The following is a 20,185-nucleotide window of genomic DNA, read 5'->3' on the forward strand; positions in this document are numbered from 1 at the left end:
AGGAGGTGGGGGGAGGGAGGCGGCGCGGCTCAGCGCAGGCCGAGCGCCGAGAGCACGACGTCGGCCTTGTGCTGCCAGGTCGCCTCGGCCGGGATGGACGGCCGCAGCCGCGGCACCCGGGGGCCGTCGCCGACGAGGGCGGCGAGCCGGTCGGCGTGCTCGGCGAGGGGAGCGACGACGACCCCGTCGAGGCCTCGGGAGCTGGCGCCGCAGACCGGGGTGCTCAGCACCGGCAGGCCGGCGGCTCGGTACTCGTACGTCTTGATGACGTCGCCGCCGACCTCTCGCTCGCCGACGTGGTGGGGGACCCAGCCGACGTCGAAGGTGCGGAGGAGCGCGGGTACGTCGTCGTAGTGGACGTCGCCGAGCAGCGTGACGTTCGCGGCGCCCTGGAGGGGAGCCCGGTACTCGGCGTCGAGGACGGGCCCGGCGAAGACGAAGTGCGCCGTCGGGTGCCGACGCACGGTGGCGAGGATGCCCTCGAGGTCGAGCCGTCGTCCGATCTTGCCCACGTAGCCCACGGTCGTCCGGCCCTCGGCCGCGGACGACGGGTCGTAGCGCTCGGGGTCGCACCCGTTCGGCAGCAGGACGACGTCGTCCCGGCCGAATCGCCGGGCGAGCTCGGCGGTGCCCGGCCCGTTCGCCGTGACCACGTCGGCGCGGGCGAAGGCGGCGGCGTAGGCCTCGCGCACCTGGGTGCGGACCGACCGGAACGCGTAGTGCTGGGTCCAGTCGTCGAGCAGGTCGAGCACGACGCGTCGTCGCCCGCCGAACGGATCGGCCCGGGTCGGGGCGGTCGCGACGAAGGGGTTCCAGACGAGGGCCGGCGTCGAGTCGAGAAAGCCGGGGACCACAGGGTAGGAGGCGACGGAGTCGGGCCACCACCGACGGCGGTCACGGAGGTGGGGGACCCGCCAGGCGCGGGGCTCGACCGACCGGGTGCCGGCGGCGACGGTGCCGCGTGCCGACCGGCGCGGGAGGGGAGGCTCGGGTCGGGAGACGACCGTCACGCCGCCCTGCTCGGCGAGGCGTGAGCCGAGCCACTCGATCAGGTGGCCGTCACGGGTGCGGTACCCCTCGCCGAGCAGCTTGCGCTGTCCGTGCATCGGGTAGGCCAGCACGGCGGTGGACGAGCGGGGGCAGATCGACCGGGTCGATCTCGCCGGCGAGGGGGAAGCCGAAGCCGGAGCGGGGGCGGAGGCGGAGGTGGAGGCAGGAGCGGCAGAGGGGGTCATCGGGTCCTCGGGGAGATCGACGCGGCGTGCCGTCACGAGCGGCCCGATCAGCGGCGACGGCCGCGTGATATGTCGAGTATGGCAGTGATGTTCCAATTTCACCAGGGTCGTGTCCCCCGCATGCGGGTCCGCCGCCGTCCTCGGTCCGCCCTTCGGGGGACCGGGCGGGGTGAAGGTGGGGGTGAATTGACCGACACGCGCCGTTCGGGGTACACGTGTCGCCCAGACTGGGACCGGGTCGCCTACTGGGACGGCAGCCCCGCCTCGGCATCCGCTCCGATCACGAGCCGGAGGGCCGATGATCGCCGCGCGCGGTCGCCGAACCGACAAATGAGGATCAGCCGTGCCCGCAACCCCCGACGCCCCGACGCGCCGTGACCGCTCCGCCCGCCACGTCCGCCGTCGACCGCGCCACCGCGCGGGCGGCAGCGCCTGGCCGCTGCCGATGCGCGTCGTCGCCGTCGTCCTCGCCGTGATCGTGCCCGTGACCGGCCTCTCGCTCGTCGACCCCGCCGAACGTGCCGAGGCAGCCGTCGTCCAGTGGGGTACAGCCGGCGGCACCGCCCCGTCCTGGCGGGACACGGTCAACGGCGACTTCCTGCAGGTGGGCAACGGGGTGCTCGCCTGCGGCACGGCCGTCGTCTCGGGCGCCGGCACCTGCGCGAACCTGCACGCGGGCACCACGACCGCCACGAACAACGTCAACGACTACTTCTCGATGCAGGCCTCGAACACCGTCTCGGGCTTCACGACCAACTCGAGCTCCGCCTCCGTCACCATCCCCTCCGGCGCCACCGTCGCGAAGGCCTTCCTCAGCTGGAGCGCGAACACGGGCGTCTTCGCGGGGCGCACCGGAGCCGACGCGCTGCGCTGCGGCGCTCTGACGCAGAACCAGGTGGTCAGCGGCCAGTCGCCGCTGGCGACCCGTCCCGACAGCTCGTCGCGCTACCGCACGCAGGCGGCCAAGCTCAAGGTCGGCTCGGCCGCCGTGCGCAGCGTCCCCGCGACCGGCGTGCTCGAGGACACCGCCGCCACGGCCCCCGGCACGGCGCTCTACTACAGCGCCGGCGCCGACGTGACGGCCGCCTTCGCGGGCGCCGCCACCGGCAGCGCGCTCGCCGTCTCGGCCGGCGACATCTGGGCCCCCGTCGGGGCGGGCTGCTACGCCGGCTGGTCGCTGACGGTCGTCTACGACTACGGCAGCTACGTCCCCGGCAACACCGCCTCCGAGCCGCACAGCGTCATCTACTACGAGGGCCACGTGCGCGAGGGCGCCTCCGACCCCGACCTCACCGTCGCGTTCTCGGGCTTCTCGTCGCTCGGCGCCGCCCGCTTCGGCTACACGCTGTTCGAGGGCGACCGGGGCATCACCGGCGACTACATGCGCTACAACCGCCAGGCCGGGGCGTACGCCGAGATCCCCAACGCCGCAGGGGCCCTGGACAACGTCGGCATCAGCCGCGCCGACGGCTCGACGCGCTACACGCAGACCGGGTCGGCGGCCACGCCGGTCTTCACGAACGCGAGCGTCGACGCCGCGACCACGACCCTTCCCGGCGTCCAGGCGGGCGACACCTCGATCAACCTGCAGATCGGCACCAGCGGCGACTCGTACCTGCTGCGCAGCGCCGTGCTCAGCGTGCCCACCGCCTCCCTGACGGTGGTCAAGAGCCTCGACGGCACGATCGGCGACCAGTACCGGGTCGCCACCGAGAACACGCGGTTCCAGATCACCGTGTCGAACACGGGCTCCGTGGCGCTGACGAACGTGGTCGTGGCCGATCCGGACAACCCGGAGTGCCGGAGGACCGTCGGGACCCTGGCGGTCGGCGCCGTGGTCACCTTCAACTGCACCGGCCCGCCGCCCACGCAGGCGAACCAGGTCAGCTCTGCCACCGCGACCGGCACCGCCGCCGGCAACAGCGCGGTCAGCGTCACCAGCACCGGCACGACGACCGTGCACCTCAGCGCGATCGCGCTCACGAAGACGGGCGCGCTCCCCTCCGGCTCGACCGGGGCCGTGGGCGACGTCGTCACCTACACCTTCACCGCCCGCAACACCGGCGGCGGCACCCTCACGGGCGTCAGCATCACGGACACGAGCCTCCCGGGCCTCTCCGGCCTCACCTACGGCGCCTGGCCCAGCGGCACCGCCGGCACCCTCGGCGAGGGGCAGTCGGTCACCGCCACCGCGACCTTCGCCCTCACGCAGGCGGTCGTCGACTCCGCCTCGATCTCGAACACGGCCCAGGTCGTCGGCACCGACGCCGACGGCGGCCCCCAGCCCACCGCCTCCGCGACCGCCCGCACCGCCGTGCCGGCGAACCCGGCCCTCGCTCTCACGAAGACCGGCGCCCTCCCCGCCGGCAGCACCGGCCGTGCCGGCGACGTCGTGACCTTCTCCTTCACGCTGCGCAACAGCGGCAACCAGACCGTCACCGGCGCGACGATCACCGACGGCGTCGCGGGCGTCGGCACGATCGCCTACGGCACCTGGCCGAGCGGCACGGCCGGCCGCCTCGCCCCCGGGCAGCAGGTCACGGCCACCGCCCCGTACACGCTGACCCAGGCCGACGTCGACCGCGGCACCGTGCCGAACACGGCAACCGCCCGCGCGGCGTCGCCGAGCGGCGCCGCCGTCACGTCGAACACGGCCTCGACCAGCGTCGCCGTCGCCGCCGCGCCCGCCCTCGCCACCACCAAGCGCGCCGCGCTGCCCGCAGGCGCCGCCGGAGTCGCCGGCGACGTCGTCACGTACACCGTCACGTTGTCGAACACGGGCAACCAGACGCTCACGGGAGTCGCCGCGAGCGACCCGCTGACCGGTCTCTCGGCCTTCAGCTACGGCACCTGGCCGAGCGGCACCTCCGGCACCCTGCGCCCCGGCCAGCAGGTCACCGCGACCGCGACCTACACGGTGCGGCAGAGCGACGTCGACTCCGGCTCGGTCGTGAACCGCGCCACCGGCACCGGCACGCCCCCGAGCGGCGCGGCCGTCTCGTCGGCGGCCGCGGCGACGCTGCCGCTCTCGACCGGCTCGTCCGTCTCGCTGACGAAGACCGGCGCACTCGCCGCCGGTGCCTCCGGCCGCGCCGGCGACGTCGTCACCTGGAGCTTCAGCGCCGCCAACACCGGCTCCGTCACCCTGCGCGGCGTGACGATCACCGACGCCGTCGCCGGCGTCGGCCCGATCACGTACGGCACCTGGCCGAGCGGCACCGCCGGCACCCTCGCCCCCGGGCAGGCCGTCACGGCGACCGCGCCGTACACGCTGACCCAGGCCGACGTCGACGCCGCCCGGGTGCAGAACACGGCCACCGTGCAGGGCAACCCGCCGTCCGGAGCCGCGGTGCGCCAGACCGCCACCGCCTCGGTCGACGTGGCCGCGGCGAGCACCGTCTCGCTGACCAAGTCGGGCACGCTCGCCCCGGGCGCGACCGGCCGTGTCGGCGACGTCGTCACCTGGTCGTTCACGGTGCGCAACACGGGCGCCTCGACCCTCGACGGCGTCGCGGTCACCGACCCGCTGGTGGCCGACCGCGTGGCCTTCGGCACCTGGCCGAGCGGCACCCCCGGCCGTCTCGCACCGGGCCAGCAGGTCTCGGCGACGGCCAGCTACGCGCTCACCCAGGCCGACGTCGACGCGGGCTCCGTCGTCAACACGGCGACCGCGACCGGCACCCCGGCGAACGGCCAGCGGGCCAGCTCGAACGCGGCCGCGACCGTGCCGGTCGCCTCGTCGCCCGCGATCTCCGTCGCCAAGTCGGGCCTGCTCGCGGCCGACGCCCAGGGCCGCGCCGGCGACCGCGTCGACTACACGTTCACCGTGCGCAACTCGGGCAACGTCAGCCTCACCGGCGTCGCCCTGACCGACCCGCTGCCCGGGCTCTCGGCCGTCACGTACGGCACCTGGCCGGGCACCGCGGGCACGCTCGCGCCGGGCCAGCAGGTGACGGCGACCGCGCGCTACGCGCTGACCCAGGCCGACGTCGACCGGGGCAGCGTCGCGAACACGGCCACCGCCTCCGGCACCCCGCCCGCAGGAGGCGCGGTGCGCGCGAGCGGGTCCGCCCTCGTCACCGTCGCCCCGGCCCCCGCGATCGCGCTGACGAAGTCGGTCGCGGGCACCGCGGCCCGCGCGGGCGACGTGCTCACCTATACGTTCACCGCGACGAACTCGGGCACGCAGACCCTCACCTCGGTGGCGGTCGCCGACCCCCTGCCCGGGCTCTCCGCCGTGTCGTACGGCACGTGGCCGAGCGGCACCCCCGGCACGCTCGCGCCGGGCCAGCGCGTGACGGCGACCGCGACGTACGCCGTGACGCAGGCGGACGCCGACGCGGGCTCCGTCGTGAACACGGCCACCGCGTCCGGCCGGACCCCCGCCCTCGGCAGCGTCTCGGGCCAGAGCTCCGCCACCGCGCCGATCAGCGCGCCGGGCTCGCTCGGCCTGACGAAGACCGGCACCCTCGCGGCCGGCTCGACGGGCGCCGCCGGCGACGTCGTCACCTACTCGTTCCGCGTCGTCAACACCGGCGCCGTGACGCTGCGCGGCGTCGCCGTGACCGATCCGCTGGCCGGTCTCTCGGCCGTCTCGTACGGCACCTGGGCCAGCGGCACCGCGGGCACCCTCACGCCCGGCCAGGCCGTCACGGCCACGGCCAGCTACCGCCTGACGCAGGCGGACGCCGACCGGGGCAGCGTCGTGAACACGGCCACCGCCTCCGGCCGGACCCCCCAGAACGCTCTCGTGACCCAGGGCGCGACGGCCACGACCGCGGTGCCGCAGACCGCCGGGCTCGCCGTCGCGAAGAGCGGCGCCCTGCGCGCCGGGTCGACCCGCGCCGCCGGCGACGTCGCCGACTTCACGATCCGCGTGACGAACACGGGCACGGTCACGCTGGGCTCCGTGGTGCTGAGCGACTCGCTCGCCGGCCTCAGCGAGCCCGTGCTGACCTGGCCGGGCACCCCCGGCCAGCTGGCACCCGGGCAGGCCCTCGTCGCCCGCGCCTCGGCCGCCGTGACGCAGGCCGACGTCGACGCCGGCGCGGTCGTCAACACGGCGACGGCCCGCGGCACGGCCCCCGGCGGGGCGGCGACCACCGCCTCCGGCGCCGCGACCGTGCCGATCACCTCGTCGCCCGCGCTCGCGCTCACGAAGCAGGTCGCGCCCGTCGCGGGCGGCTCGGCCAGCCGCGCCGGCGACGCGCTCGAGTACCGCTTCTCGGCGACGAACCGCGGCACCGTCACCCTGACCGGCGTCGGCATCACCGACCCGCTGGCCGGTCTCGGCCCCCTCGCCTACACGTGGCCGGGCGCCACCGGCCGCCTCGCCCCGGGGGAGACCGTCACCGCCACGGCCCGCTACGTCGTGACCCAGGCCGACGCCGACGCCGGCAGCGTGGCCAACCGCGCCTCCGTCCGCGGCGCGACGCCGCAGGGCGTCCAGACGTCGGCCGAGGCTACGGCCGTGCAGCCGATCGGCTCCGCCCCGGCGATCGCGCTCGACAAGACGGCCGTCGTGGCCGGCTCGGGCTCGGTCGGCAGCCGCGTCACCTACCGCTTCGACGTGACGAACACCGGCACGCAGACCGTCTCGGGCGTCACCGTCGAGGACCGCCTGTCCGGCCTCTCCGCGATCTCGTACGGCACCTGGCCCGGCGCGGTGAGCGGCCAGCTCGCCCCCGGCCAGACCGTGCGCGCCACGGCGACCTACGTGCTGACCCAGGCCGACGTCGACGCGGGCAGCGTCGCGAACACGGCCACCGCCTCCGCGACCGGACCGGCCGGCGCCGCAGACGGCGGCGCTCCCGGCACGACCGTCACGGCGTCCGACGCCGAGACCGTCCCCACGGCCGTGGGCAGCCAGGCGATCGGGCTCGTCAAGACCGAGGCCCTCCGCGGCACGGCGGCCGGCGACGTCGGCGACACGGTCGACCTCAGCTACACGATCACGAACACGGGCACGACGACCCTCACCGGCGTCGGCGTGGCCGACGAGCAGCCCCGCGCCACGGCCGTCGTCTACGGCGCCTGGCCGGGCGGCACCGCCGGCACCCTGGCCCCCGGCCAGTCGGTGACGGCGAGCTCGAGCTTCACCCTCGTGCAGGCCGACGTCGACGCCGGGCGGGTCGGCTCGAACGCGACCGCCACGGGCACCGCTCCGCGCGGCGCCGTGGTGCGCGCCGACGCCGACGGACAGGTCACGACCCGGCAGGCGCCGGGCGTCCAGCTGACGAAGACCGGGAAGGTGGCCGCAGGAGGCGCCGGTGCGGTCGGCGACACGGTCGAGTGGCGCTTCGTGCTGGTCAACACCGGCACGGTGACGCTGTCCGGCGCGGCGATCACCGACGCCCTGCCCGGCATCACGACGCCCGTCGTCTCCTGGCCGGGCGCCGACGGCGTGCTCGCGCCCGGCGAGCGGGCGACGGCCACGGCCTCCTCGGTGCTGACGCAGGGCGACGTCGACGCGGGAGCCGTCGTCAACACGGCGCGCGCGACGGCGACCGGGGCCGGCGGCGGGACCGTCACGGCCACCGCGGCCGCGACCGTGGCGACCGCCACGAGCGCGCCCCGCCTCGAGCTGACCAAGACCGAGACCGTCACGCCGCCGGCCTCGGGCCCCACGACGGCGAACGACGGTGCCGTCTTCACCTACGTCGTCACCAACACCGGCAACGTGACCGTCTCGGGCATCTCGATCCTCGACGAGCAGGCCCGCCTCTCGGCTGTCACCTTCGGCACGGGCACCGCGACCACGGTGACGCTGCGGCCGGGCGAGAGCGCCACGGCGACGGGCGCCTACCGGCTGACCCAGGCCGACGTCGACGCCGGCCGCATCGGCTCGGCGGCGACGGCCGCGGGCACGGCGGCCGACGGCCGGCCCGTCCAGGCGTCCGCCGCGGCGGAGGCGCCCGTCACCCGGGCGCCGGCGCTCGCGCTGGCCAAGACGGCCGCGTTCGACGCCTCGACGACCAACGGCCAGCAGACCGACGTCGGCGAGACGGTCGTGTACTCGTTCCTCGTCACGAACACGGGCAACACGACGCTGACCGGCGTGGGCGTGGCCGACGACATGGCAGGCGTGACCGTGCAGCTCGGGCCGTGGCCCGCGGCCGCCGGCACGCTGCTGCCGGGGGAGTCCGTCAAGGGCACCGGACGCCACGTGGTGACGCAGGCCGACGTCGACGCGAACGACGGCCGGCTCGTCAACCGGGCCACCGCCTCCGCGTCGGCCCCCGACGGCACGACGCCCACCGGCGTCGCGAGCGCCTCGATCCAGCTCGACGCCGCCGCGCAGGTCGGCCTCGTCAAGACCGAGCTGTTCGCCGACCCCGACGCCGCGGTGCACCGTGCCGGCGACCGCGTCTCGTTCACCTTCGACGTGACGAACACGGGCGCCTCGACCCTGACCGACGTCGTCGTGAGCGACGACCAGGCCCGCCTCGGCGACGTCGCCCTCGCCGACGGCGGCCCGTGGACGGGCGACAGCCGCATCGCGCCCGGGCAGACGGTGCGCTTCACGGCCTCGTACACGCTCACCCAGGCCGACGTCGACGCCGGACGCGTCCGGAGCGCCGCCTCCGTGACGGCACGCTCGGTCGACGCCGCGGGCGACCGCGTCGAGGCCGCCGACGTGCGCAGCCTGCTCGTCGCCGCCGCGCCCGGCTACTCGTTCGAGAAGACCGGCGCCTTCGCCGGCGGCGCGGCCGGTCGCCTCGGCGACCGCGTCGACTACGCCTTCGACGTCGTCAACACGGGCAACGTGACCCTGTACCTGATCGAGGTCAGCGACCCGCTGCCCGGCATCGGTGCCGTCACGTACACGGGTCTCGGCGAGGGCCGCTCGCTCGCGCCCGGCAGCTCGGCCCAGGGCACCGCGTCGTACCGGGTGACCCAGGCCGACGTCGACCGCGGCCGGGTCGAGAACACCGCCACGGCCATCGCGAACCCGCCCGCCGGCGACCCGATCACCTCGACCCGCTCGTTCACCCTCGATACCGCCGCCCAGTCGCCCTCGGTCACGCTCGACAAGGCCGAGCAGCTCGACGGAGGCGCCCGTGGCGTCGCCGGGGACGAGGTGCGCTTCGCGTACACGCTGACCAACGCGGGAGACACGACCCTCAGCGACGTGCAGCTGACCGACGCCCAGCCCGGGATCTCCGAGATCGTCTTCGGCCCGTGGCCGAACGCGGACCGCACCCTGACGCCCGGCCAGTCGATCACCGCCACCGCGACCTACCGGCTGACGCAGGCCGACGTCGACGCCGGGGGCATCGCCTCCTCGGCGGTCGCCCGCGGCACGGCGCCCGGCGCGTCGGGCACGCCCGGCGGCCCGGGCACCCCGCGGGTCGTCACCGACCAGGCCGACGGCTCGGTCGTGAGCACCCGCGACAACGCGCTCGTCCTCGACAAGCGGGCATCCGCGACCGACGGCTCGGCCGTCCCGTCCGTCCAGCTCGGCGACACCCTGCGCTACACGCTGACGGCGCGCAACACCGGCACGACGACGCTGACCGGCGTCGCGATCGTCGAGGCGCTGGCCGACGCGACGCCGCTGCAGTACGGCACGTGGCCGACCGCGGAGGGCACGCTGCTGCCCGGCGAGTCGATCGCCGCGACGACCGACCGCGTGGTCACGCAGGCCGACGTCGACTCCGGCGCGGCGGTCAACACCGCCTCGGCGGGCGGCACGCCTCCCGCGGGCTCGGGCGCCGCCCCGACGGCGAGGGCCTCCGCCTCCGTCGTCGCGACCTCGGCCGCGCCGTCGATCGGCATCGTCAAGACGCAGGCTCTCGCGCCCGACGCCACCGGCGTCGCCGGCGACACCGTCCAGTACTCGTACGTCGTCACGAACACCGGAGGCGTCACGCTCACCGGCGTCACCGTGCGCGACGGCCAGGCGCGCGTCACCGACGCCGTGTTCGGCCCCTGGCCGGGCGGCACGGCGGGCACCCTCGCCCCCGGCCGGTCGGTCACCGCGACCGCGACCCACGTGCTCAGCCAGGCCGAGGTCGACGCGGGCGGCGTGTCGAGCACGGCCACCACGCGCGGCACCCCGCCGAGCGGCGCCCGCGTCGCCGGCACCGCCGACGCGCGCACCGAGGTCGTCGAGCGGCCCGACGTCGCGGTCACCAAGACCGGCACGCTCGCCGACGGCGCACGCGGCGTGGTCGGCGACCGCATCGACTACGAGTTCGTCGTCGTCAACCGCGGCAACGTGACCCTGAACTTGCTGACGGTGCGCGACGCCCTCGCCGGCGTCGGCGACGTCCGCTTCGGCGAGTGGCCCGGCCCGGTGGGCCAGGTCGGCCCCGGCGAGCAGGTGCGCGCCACCGCGTCGTACACGGTCACGCAGGGCGACGCCGACGCCGGAGCGGTCGTCAACCAGGCGCTCGCCACCGCGACACCGCCCTCGGGCGAGCCCGTCACGGGCACCGGCGTGCACACCCTCGCGCTCGCCCCGACGACGCCCGCGCTCTCGGTCGCCAAGACCCAGGTGCTGCCCGTCGGCGCCGCGGGCGTGGCCGGCGACGTCGTGACGTACTCGTTCACCGTGACGAACACGGGCACGTCGACGCTGACCGACGTCGTGCTGTCCGACGCGCAGGCCGGGCTCTCCGACCTCGTCGTCGGCTCCTGGCCGACCTCGGCGGGGACGCTCGCCCCCGGGCAGAGCGTCACCGCGACGGCCACCCACGTGCTGACCCAGGCCGACGTCGACGCCGGAGGTCTCTCGTCGCCGGCCGTCGCCTCCGGCACCTCGCCGCAGGGCGACGCGGTCGCCGCGCGCACCTCCGCGTCGACGCCGCTGACCGCGCCCGCCGCCGTGTCGCTCGACAAGTCGGTGACGTACGCCGCAGGAGGCGCGGGTGCGGTCGGCGACGTCGCCAGCTACTCGTTCACCGTCGGCAACACCGGCGCCGTGACGCTCTCGGGCGTCGACGTGGCCGACCCGCTGCCGGGCCTCGGCACGATCGCCTGGCAGTGGCCGGCCGTCGTGGGCGTGCTCGCGCCGGGGGAGACCGCGGCGGGCGCCGCCTCCTACGTCCTCACGCAGCAGGACCTCGACGCCGGCTCGGTCGCGAACCGCGCCACGGTCTCGGCCCAGCCGGCACGCGGCGAGACCGTGCGCGCGTCGGACGCCGCGACGCTCGCGACCAGCTCCGGACGACCTGCCCTCGCGCTGACCAAGACCGAGGCGCTCGCGCCGGGGGCGCGCGGCGTCGCCGGCGACGCCGTCCAGCTCAGCTGGGTCGTCACCAACCCCGGCAACCAGACCGTCACGGGCGTCCAGCTCGCCGACGACCAGGTCGGCGCCCCCGCTCCCGTCTTCGGCGCCTGGCCCGGCGGCACCGCCGGTCGCCTCGCGCCCGGCCAGAGCGTCACCGCGACGACGACGTACACGCTCACCCAGGCCGACGTCGACGCCGGGGGCGTGACCAGCGCCTCCCACGTGACCGGCACCGGCCCCGGCGGCACGCCCGTGCGCGCCGACGCCACGGCCGGAGTCACGGTCGACCAGGTCTCGACCATGTCGTTCACCAAGGCAGGGCGCCTCGCCGCCGGCACGACCGGCCAGGTGGGCCAGGGCGTCGACTACACGTTCCAGGTGCGCAACACCGGCACGGTCACGCTCAGCCTGCTCGACATCGTCGACGAGATGCCGGGCCTCAGCGACGTGACGTTCGACCGCTGGCCGGGCGCCGTGGGCGTGCTCGCCCCGGGCGAGCGGGTCATGGGACGCGCCTCGTACACGATCCGCCAGAGCGACCTCGACGCCGGCGGCGCGATCACGAACACGGCCACGGCCTTCGCCACCGCGCCCGACGGCACCGTCGTCCGCCGACCCGCGTCGGCCACCGTGCAGGCGGCGCCGCAGGGCCCGGTCGTGGGCCTGACGAAGGAGGCGCAGCTCGCCGAGGGCGCGACCGGTCGCGCCGGCGACCGGGTCGAGTACTCGTTCACCGTCACGAACCAGGGCAACACGACGCTCACCGGCGTCGTCCTCGCCGACGGCCAGCAGGGCCTCGGCACGATCACCACGGGCACCTGGCCGGGCGGCACCGCCGGCACCCTGGCGCCCGGCGAGTCCGTGCAGGCGACCTCCTTCTATGTGCTGACCCAGGCCGACGTCGACCGCGGCTCGGTGTCGTCCGTCGCGACGACCTCCGGCCGCTCGTCGGCGCCCGCGCAGACCGTGACCGCGAGCGACGAGAAGACCGTCGTCGTGCCGCCGCAGCCCGCGCTGGCGTTCGCGAAGACCGTCGCGCCGGCCACGGGCACGGCGCCCGGCGACGCGCTCCGGTACACCTTCACCGCGACGAACACCGGCACCGTCACCCTCGACGGCGTCGTGTTCGACGACGCCCTCGTCGGGCTCTCGCCCGTGGCCGTCGCGACCTGGCCGAGCGGGACCGCCGGGCGCCTCGCGCCGGGTGAGACCGTCACCGGCACGGCGACCTACCGGGTCACCCAGGCCGACGCCGACAGCGGCTCGGTCGTGAACTCGGCGCGGGTGCTCGCCAGCCCGCCGACCGGCGCACCGCTGACCGCGCGCAGCACGGCCACGGCGTCCACCGCCCCCACGGCCGCCGCGATCGGCGTCGAGAAGACCGCCGCCCTCGCGACGGGTGCCGCGGGCGTCGCCGGCGACACGGTCGAGTTCTCGTACGTCGTGACGAACACCGGGACGGCCACCCTCACCGGCGTGACCCTGGCGGACGCCCTGACCGCCGCCTCCCCGGTCGTCTTCGGCCCCTGGCCGAGCCCGACGAACCGCCTGCTGCCCGGCGAGAGCGTCACCGCCACCGCGCGGTACGTGCTGACCCAGGCCGACGTCGACGCCGGCGCCGTGAGCTCGCCGGCCCGCACCACGGGCACGACGCCCGACGGCTCGGTCGTCGCGTCCGACGCCGCCGCCGGCGTCGAGCTCGCGCGGACCGCCTCGGCCTCGGTCGACAAGACGGCGTCGTGGGTCGCCGGAGGCACCGGTCGCGTCGGCGACGTCGCCCGCTTCACGATCGCGGTCGCGAACACCGGCACGGTGACGCTCTCCGACGTCGTCGTGACCGACCCGATGGCCGCCACGGAGGCGGACCCCTCCGGCGTCGTCGCGCCGGCGACCTGGCCGGGCACCCCCGGCACGCTCGCCCCGGGCCAGCGCGTCACCACGACGGTCGACCGGGTCGTGACGCAGGCCGACGTCGACTCCGGCGCGCTGGTGAACGTCGCGACGCTCCGTGCCGCTCCGCCGGCCGGCGCCGGCGACCCCCTCGTCGTCCGCGACGGCGCCGCCCTGGCGGCGGCCGTGACCGCACCCGCGGTGTCGATCGTCAAGACGGCGACCCTGGAGCCCGGGGCCGCCGGGGTGGCCGGCGACGTCGTCCGCTACGAGTACCTCGTCACGAACACGGGGGACGCGACCCTCTCGGGCGTCGTCGTGTCGGACGACCAGGCCCGCGCCTCCGTCGTCTCGTACGGCGGCTGGCCCGCGGCGGCCGGCACCCTCGCGCCCGGCCGGACGGTCACGGCGACGGCAAGCTACGTGCTCACGCAGGCCGACGTCGACCGCGGCGTCGTCGCCTCGCGCGGCAGCGTCGTGGGGACGCCGCCGAGCGGCCCCGCCGTCCGCGCCTCCGAGGTGCAGGAGGTGCGCCTCGACGGCACGGCCTCGCTCGCGCTCACGAAGACGGGCGCGCTGACCGCCGGGCCCTCGGGCACGACCGGCCGCGTCGGCGACGGCGTCTCGTTCGCCTTCACGATCACGAACACCGGCGCCGTCACGGTGTCGGGCGTCGCGGTCGACGACCGCCTGAACGGCGTCTCCGCCGTCGAGCTCGGCCCCTGGCCGGGCGAGGTCGGCGTGCTCGCGCCGCGCCAGGTCGTCACCGGCACCGCGACCTACGTGGTCGTGCAGGCCGACGTCGACCGCGGCAGCGTCGTCAACGCCGCGACCGTCTCGGGCACCGCGCCGTCGGGAGCAGCCGTGCTCGCCGACGCGCGCACGACGGTGCCGCTGACGGCCGACGGGCCCCGCCTCGGGCTCGTCGAGCAGGTCGCCCTCGCGCCCGGCGCGACCGGACGCGCCGGCGACGAGGTCGTCCACACCTGGGTCGTCACCTCGACCGGCGACGTCACCGTCCGCGACGTCGCGGTCGCCGACGAGCAGCCGGACCTCAGCGACATCTCGTTCGTCTCGTGGACCGGCCAGGGCGACTTCGCCCGCGTCCTCGCGCCCGGCGCCTCCGCGACGTTCACCGCCCGGCACGTGCTCACGCAGGCCGAGGTCGACGCCGGGGTGCTCGTCACCCGCGCGACGGCGACCGCGGTGGGCGACGACGCCGCGGCCACCCCGGTCTCGGCGACCGACGCCGTCCCGCTCGTGCTGCCCTCCTCGCCGGCCCTCGCGGTCGACAAGGAGGCGCGGTGGGCGGACGGCGGCTCCGGCCGCGTCGGCGACGTGGTCGAGTACCGAGTCCTCGTGACGAACACCGGCACGGTCACGCTGACCGACGTCGTGGTGAGCGACCCGCTGCCCGGGCTCTCCGTGGTCACGTACACCGGCGGGACGGCCGACGGCTGGCCCGACGCGGCCGGCGTGCTGGCCCCCGGCGAGTCCGTCGTCGCCACGGCCCGGTACGCGGTGACCCAGGCCGACGTCGACGCGGGCTCGGTCGTGAACGCGGCCTCCGCCTCCGGCGTCCCCCCGACCGGCGCCGCGGCCGTGGCGAGCGACGCGGCGACGATCGCGACCGCCGACGTCGCGCCGCGCCTCGCCGTGACCAAGACGCAGGTGCTGCCCGAGGGCGCCGCCGGCGTCGCCGGCGACACCGTGCCCTTCACGTTCACCGTCACGAACACCGGCTCGGTCACCCTGACCGACGTGCGGCTCGCCGACGGCCAGGCCGGTCTCGGCGACCTCGTCGTCGGCCCCTGGCCGGGCGCGGTCGGCGCGCTGGCCCCCGGCCAGAGCGTCACGGCCACCGCCGGCTACGTGCTGACCCAGGCCGACGTCGACGCCGGCGCGATCGCGTCGACCGTCACCGCGACCGGCACGCCCGTGCGCGGCCCGGGCGGCCCCGGCAGCCCCGGCGGCCCGGCCGACGTCTCGGCCTCGGCCGACGGCCGCACCCCGCTCGTCGCGGACGCCGCCCTGGTCATGGCCAAGACCGGCGCCCTGCGCGGCTCCGGCCTCGCGGACGACGTCGTCGACTGGACGATCACCCTGCGCAACGAGGGCGGCGTCACGCTCTCGGGCGTGCAGGTCGCCGACCCGCTGCCCGGCCTCAGCCCCCTCGTGCTCGGCCCCTGGCCGACCGTCGAGGGCAGGCTCGCCCCGGGCGAGTCCGTGACGGCCGTCGCCACGTCGACGCTGACCCAGGCCGACGTCGACGCGGGCGCCGTGACCAACACGGCCACCGCCTCCTCGACCCGGCCGACCGGCGAGGCCGTCGGGGCTGCCGCGCAGGCGACCGTGCGCACCGCGCCCGCCGTCGCCGGCCTCACGGTCGCCAAGACGCAGGTCATGGCCGACGGGGCGACCGGCAAGGCCGGCGACGTGCTGCAGCTCGGCTACGTCGTGCGGAACGCGGGCTCGGTGACCCTGCGCGGCGTGACGCTGTCCGACGCGCAGCCCGGCCTCTCGCAGATCGTGTTCGGCACCTGGCCGGGCGAGCCCGGCGTGCTCGAGCCCGGGCAGAGCGTGACCGCGAGCGCCACGTACGTGCTCACGCAGCGCGACGTCGACGCGGGGATCGTCACCTCCGAGGTGACCGCCACGGGCGAGGCGCCCGGCGGCGCGACGGTCGACGACGTCGACGAGGCGGGGGTCGTGCTGCCCGGCTCGTCCAGCGTCTCGCTGCGCAAGACCGGCGCCCTCGTCGGCGAGGGCGCCGCCGGCGGGCTCGTCCGCTTCGGGTTCGAGGTCGTCAACACCGGCGACGAGACCCTCTCGGGCCTCGCGCTGACCGACGAGCTGCCCGGCCTCGGCGAGGTCGTGTTCGGACCGTGGCCCGGCGCCGAGGGCGTGCTCGCCCCGGCGCAGGGCGTGACGGCCACGGCCGACTACGTGCTGACCCAGGCCGACGTCGACGCGGGCCTCGTCCGCAACACCGCCTCCGTCCTCGGGACGACCGCGGGAGGCGCCCTGCGCGCCGACGAGGACACGACCGTCGTCACGGTGGTCCCGCGCTCGGGCGTCGAGCTGACCAAGACCGTCAGCTACGCGCCCGGCAGCGCCGGACGCCTCGGCGAGCAGCTCGACTACCGCTTCGTCGTCGTCAACACCGGCACGGTGACGCTGGTCGGCGTCGGCGTGGAGGACGAGATGCCCGGCCTCGGCGACGTACGGTACGAGTCGTGGCCCGGCGAGCCCGGCGTGCTCGCACCCGGACAGCGCGTCGTCGCGACCGCCGCGTACACCGTCACCGCCGCCGACGTGGCAGCCGGTGAGGTGTCCAACACGGCGACCGCGATCGGCACGGGCACCGGCCCCGACGGCACGGTGCCGCCCGTGACGAGCCCCGACCCGACCCCCGACCCGACCCGCGACGACGACACCGTCGTCGTCCCGACCCACGACCGCGTGCTGGCCTTCACCGGCGACGAGGTGGCCGCCCCGGCGCTCCTCGCCCTGGTGCTGCTGGTCGCCGGCCTCGGCCTGGCCCTCACGGGCCGGCGTCGCGACCGGGACGTGCGCACGACGACCGCTCGCCCGAGAGGACACTCATGACCACCCGACCCGCCCTGCTCCGCGCCTCCGCCGCCGGCTCCCGCTCCGCGCTGACCCGCTCGGCCGTGGCCGTGCTTGGGGGCGCCGCGCTCGTCGTCGCCCTCGCCGGCTGCACCGGGGGAGGCGACGGCGACGCCAGCCCGTCGCCCACGCCCTCAAGCACGGCCGCCGCGGCGCCCGCCGTCACCGACATCCAGGACGACCCGGGCACGGCGCCCGACTTCGTGGGAGCCCTGCAGGACGTGCAGCAGACCGCCTGCGAGCTCGACGGAGGCGCGTACACGGTCACCGGCACGGCCGCGAACCCCACGGACGCGGCCCAGCACTACCGGATCTACGTGTCGCTGCTCGACGGCGACCAGGCGACCCTCGGCTTGACCCAGGTCGACCTCGACTCGGTCGCCGCGGGCGAGACCGCCGAGTGGGAGGCGCAGCTCGCCGTCGACTCCGCCGACCTGAGCTGCGTGCTGCGCGTGGAGCGCTTCGCCGCGTGACCACCGTCAGCGGCGTGCCCGCGAGCGCGGCGACGGCGGCGTCCGCCGGGTCGGCACCTGCCGCGTCGGTGCCGGTCGGCGCGTCGCCGACGGGCGTGCCGCGGCTGCCGGGCGCGACGGTCAGCCGGCCCCGGCTGCTGAGGGCCCTCGACGAGGCATCGGGGTCGCCCGTCGTGGTGCTCCGCGGGCCGGCGGGCTGCGGCAAGACGGTGCTGCTGGCCGACTGGGCTCGCCGCCACCGCCGCGACGACGAGCGCGTGCTGTGGCTCGGCCTCGACGCGGCGCTCGACGGCGTGCCGGCCGCTGACCGGCGGCGCGCCTTCTGGGCCGCCGTGGGCCTCGCGCTGCGGGCCTCGGGACGGTCCTCGTCGGCCCTCGCGCGCCTCCTCGGCGACGACCTCGCCCCGGCCCCCTCACGGTCCGCCCTCGTCGCGGCCGCCGCCGCCCCCGACCAGCCCCTCGTGCTCGTGCTCGACGACCTCGACCTGCTCGACGACCCGGCGGCCCGGGCCGACCTGGAGGCGGTCGTCGGCTCGGGTGGACGGGTCAGGGCGGTCGTGGCGACCCGGTCCCGCAGCTGGCTCGAGCGGGGCGACGTCGCCGCCGCCCTCGACACCGTCGTGGTCGGGCCCGACGCCCTGGCCCTCACGCCTGCGGAGGCCGCCGTCGTCGTGACCGGCGTGCTGCGGCGTCCCGTGGACGCCTCGCGCGTCGTCGCGCTGCACGCCGCCGTGGGCGGCCACGCCGGGGCCGTCGTGGCGTCCGCGCGCGCCGTCGCCGACCGTGTCGAGGCCGACCGGACCCTGCTCGTCGACCGCGGCGGCCGGTCGTTCGAGGAGGCGCTGGCCGCGTGCGCGCTCGACCACGTCCGTGCCTCGCTGGCCCGTCACCTCCGTGGCGGGCCCGCCACGGAGTTCGCGCTCCGCACCTCCGTCGTCGACTCCCTGCCCACGGCGCTCGCGGCGCGCCTCGCCGACCTGCCCGACGCCGACGCCGCGGCCGCGCTCGACCGTGCGGCGGAGGACGGCCTCGGGGCCTGGCGCACCGAGAGCACGGGCGCGCACGGCGAGTTCGCCTACTACGCGGCGGTGCGCGAGGCGCTGCGGAGCGAGCTGGACGCCCGGCGGCCCGACGACGCCCGCACGCTGCGCCAGGAGGCCGTCGAGTGGGCGCTCGAGGCGGAGCAGCCGATGATCGCAGCCAGGGCCGCGGCGGCGCTGCTCGACATGCCCCTCCTCTCGCGCGTGCTGCAGCGGTCGTGGCCCTCGTTCACCCTGCGGCACGCGGCCGAGCTGGTGGGCGTGCTCGGGACGCTGCCGAGCCGGCGCACGGCCCGGCACCCCGTCGTGCTCGCGATGACCGCCCTCGCCTTCTCGACGGTGAGCATGCACCACGCCCGTGTCGCGCAGGCCCTCGGTGCCGTCGTCTCGGCCGTCGGCGAGCGCGTCGGCTCCGTCCCCGCGCCCGACCAGGCGTTCCTCCTCGCCGTCGAGGCCCAGGCACGCCGGATGCTCGGCGACGTCGCCCGCGCCCGCGCCGCCGCCGCACGGGCCGAGGTCGTGCTCGCGGCCCTGTCGCCGGCCGAGCGGGAGGAGATGGCGCCCGTCGCCTCCTTCGTGCACCAGCAGCTCGGCGTGACCGCCCTGCTCGACGGCTCGCCCGAGGAGGCGCTGCGCTCGTTCGCCGCGGCGTCGGGCGCGGCGTCGGGACCGGAGCACGCGGCCCAGCGGGCGTCGTCGCTCGCCGCCAGCGCGTTCGTGCACCTGTGGATCGGCGAGGTCGCCACCGGCCGCGCCCTGCTCGCCCAGGTGGGCGACGAGACGGCCGGCCCGGTGGGGCTCGCGAGGGCCGTGCTCGCGCTCGAGGACTTCCGGCCGCACGAGGCCCTGCAGCTCGTGCCCGACGTCGAGCCGCTGATGGCCTCGTCCGAGCACTGGCCGATCGTCCTCGCCGTGCGGGCGTCCGCCATGATCTCGCTCGGCCAGACCGCCGTCGCCGGCCACCTCGTCGACCTCGACGCCCAGGCGGCGCGCTGGAGCGTCCGCTCGCCGACCGCCGGAGCGTCGGGCGACCTGCTCGCGACGACGCGGGTGCGCCTGATGCTCGCGGTCGGGCGCGTGAGCCGGGCCGAGGCGGAGCTGGAGCACCTACCGGCCGACGACCCCACGGTCGTCCTGCGCCGCGGGGCCGCGCACCTGCTGCGCGCCGACGCCCGACGTGCCGCCGACACCGTCTCGGGCGCGCTGCTCGCCGGCGTCCCCGACCAGCGGGTCCGGTCGCAGCTGCTGCTGCTGAGGGCGGTCGCCGAGCTGCGGCTCGACCGGGCGGCCGCGGCGCTCGCGACCTTCACGGCGGTGCTCGACGCGCTGGCCCACACCGGCCTCCGCACCGTGCTGCTGACTGTGCCCCGCGACGACCTCGAGCAGCTCGTCGCCGCGGCGACCGCGTCGGGCGACCCTCGGGCCGAGGACATGCTCGGCCCCGGCCGCTCGCTCGCCGGCGACCTGCCCGCCGACGCCATCGGCAGCTCGCTCTCAGAGCGCGAGGCGGTCGTGCTGCGCTCGCTCGCCACGGAGCGCAGCCTGCCCTCCGTCGCCGCCGAGCTGCACGTCTCCGTGAACACGGTCAAGACGCAGCTGCGGAGCGTGTACCGAAAGCTCGGCGTCTCCGGCCGTCGCGAGGCCGTGGAGGCCGCCACGCAGCGCGGCCTCATCGGCGGCTGA

Annotated in this window: 4 protein-coding genes; 3 read left to right on the top strand and 1 reads right to left on the bottom strand. The window is 76.6% G+C overall.

Features of this window, described 5'->3' with window-relative positions:
- Positions 1-29: 29 nt before the first annotated feature.
- A complete protein-coding gene (locus tag EDF18_RS14625) occupies positions 30-1,235 on the bottom strand; it encodes a glycosyltransferase (RefSeq protein WP_199732459.1) in 1,206 nt (401 codons plus the stop codon).
- Positions 1,236-1,578: 343 nt separating this feature from the next.
- Between EDF18_RS14625 and EDF18_RS14630 the strand changes: the two genes are divergently transcribed.
- Genes EDF18_RS14630 through EDF18_RS14640 form a run of 3 tightly spaced genes read left to right on the top strand, consistent with a single transcriptional unit; the run spans position 1,579 to position 20,185 of the window.
- On the top strand, positions 1,579-16,968 hold the full coding sequence (locus EDF18_RS14630; RefSeq protein WP_123548548.1) for a DUF11 domain-containing protein: 15,390 nt from the start codon (positions 1,579-1,581) through the stop codon (positions 16,966-16,968).
- Positions 16,965-17,462, top strand: a complete 498-nt coding sequence (locus tag EDF18_RS14635; protein WP_233569186.1) for an FxLYD domain-containing protein — start codon at positions 16,965-16,967, stop codon at positions 17,460-17,462. Before EDF18_RS14630 ends, EDF18_RS14635 begins: the two co-directional genes overlap by 4 nt.
- Positions 17,459-20,185, top strand: a complete 2,727-nt coding sequence (locus tag EDF18_RS14640; RefSeq protein WP_158614698.1) for a LuxR C-terminal-related transcriptional regulator — start codon at positions 17,459-17,461, stop codon at positions 20,183-20,185. Before EDF18_RS14635 ends, EDF18_RS14640 begins: the two co-directional genes overlap by 4 nt.

Source organism: Frigoribacterium sp. PhB107 (assembly GCF_003751515.1).
GTDB lineage: Bacteria > Actinomycetota > Actinomycetes > Actinomycetales > Microbacteriaceae > Frigoribacterium.

Coding starts and splice junctions, on each gene's coding strand:
- EDF18_RS14625 (WP_199732459.1), bottom strand. CDS start 1,235: ATGACCCCCTCTGCCGCTCCTGCCTCCACCTCCGCCTCCGCCCCCGCT.
- EDF18_RS14635 (WP_233569186.1), top strand. CDS start 16,965: ATGACCACCCGACCCGCCCTGCTCCGCGCCTCCGCCGCCGGCTCCCGC.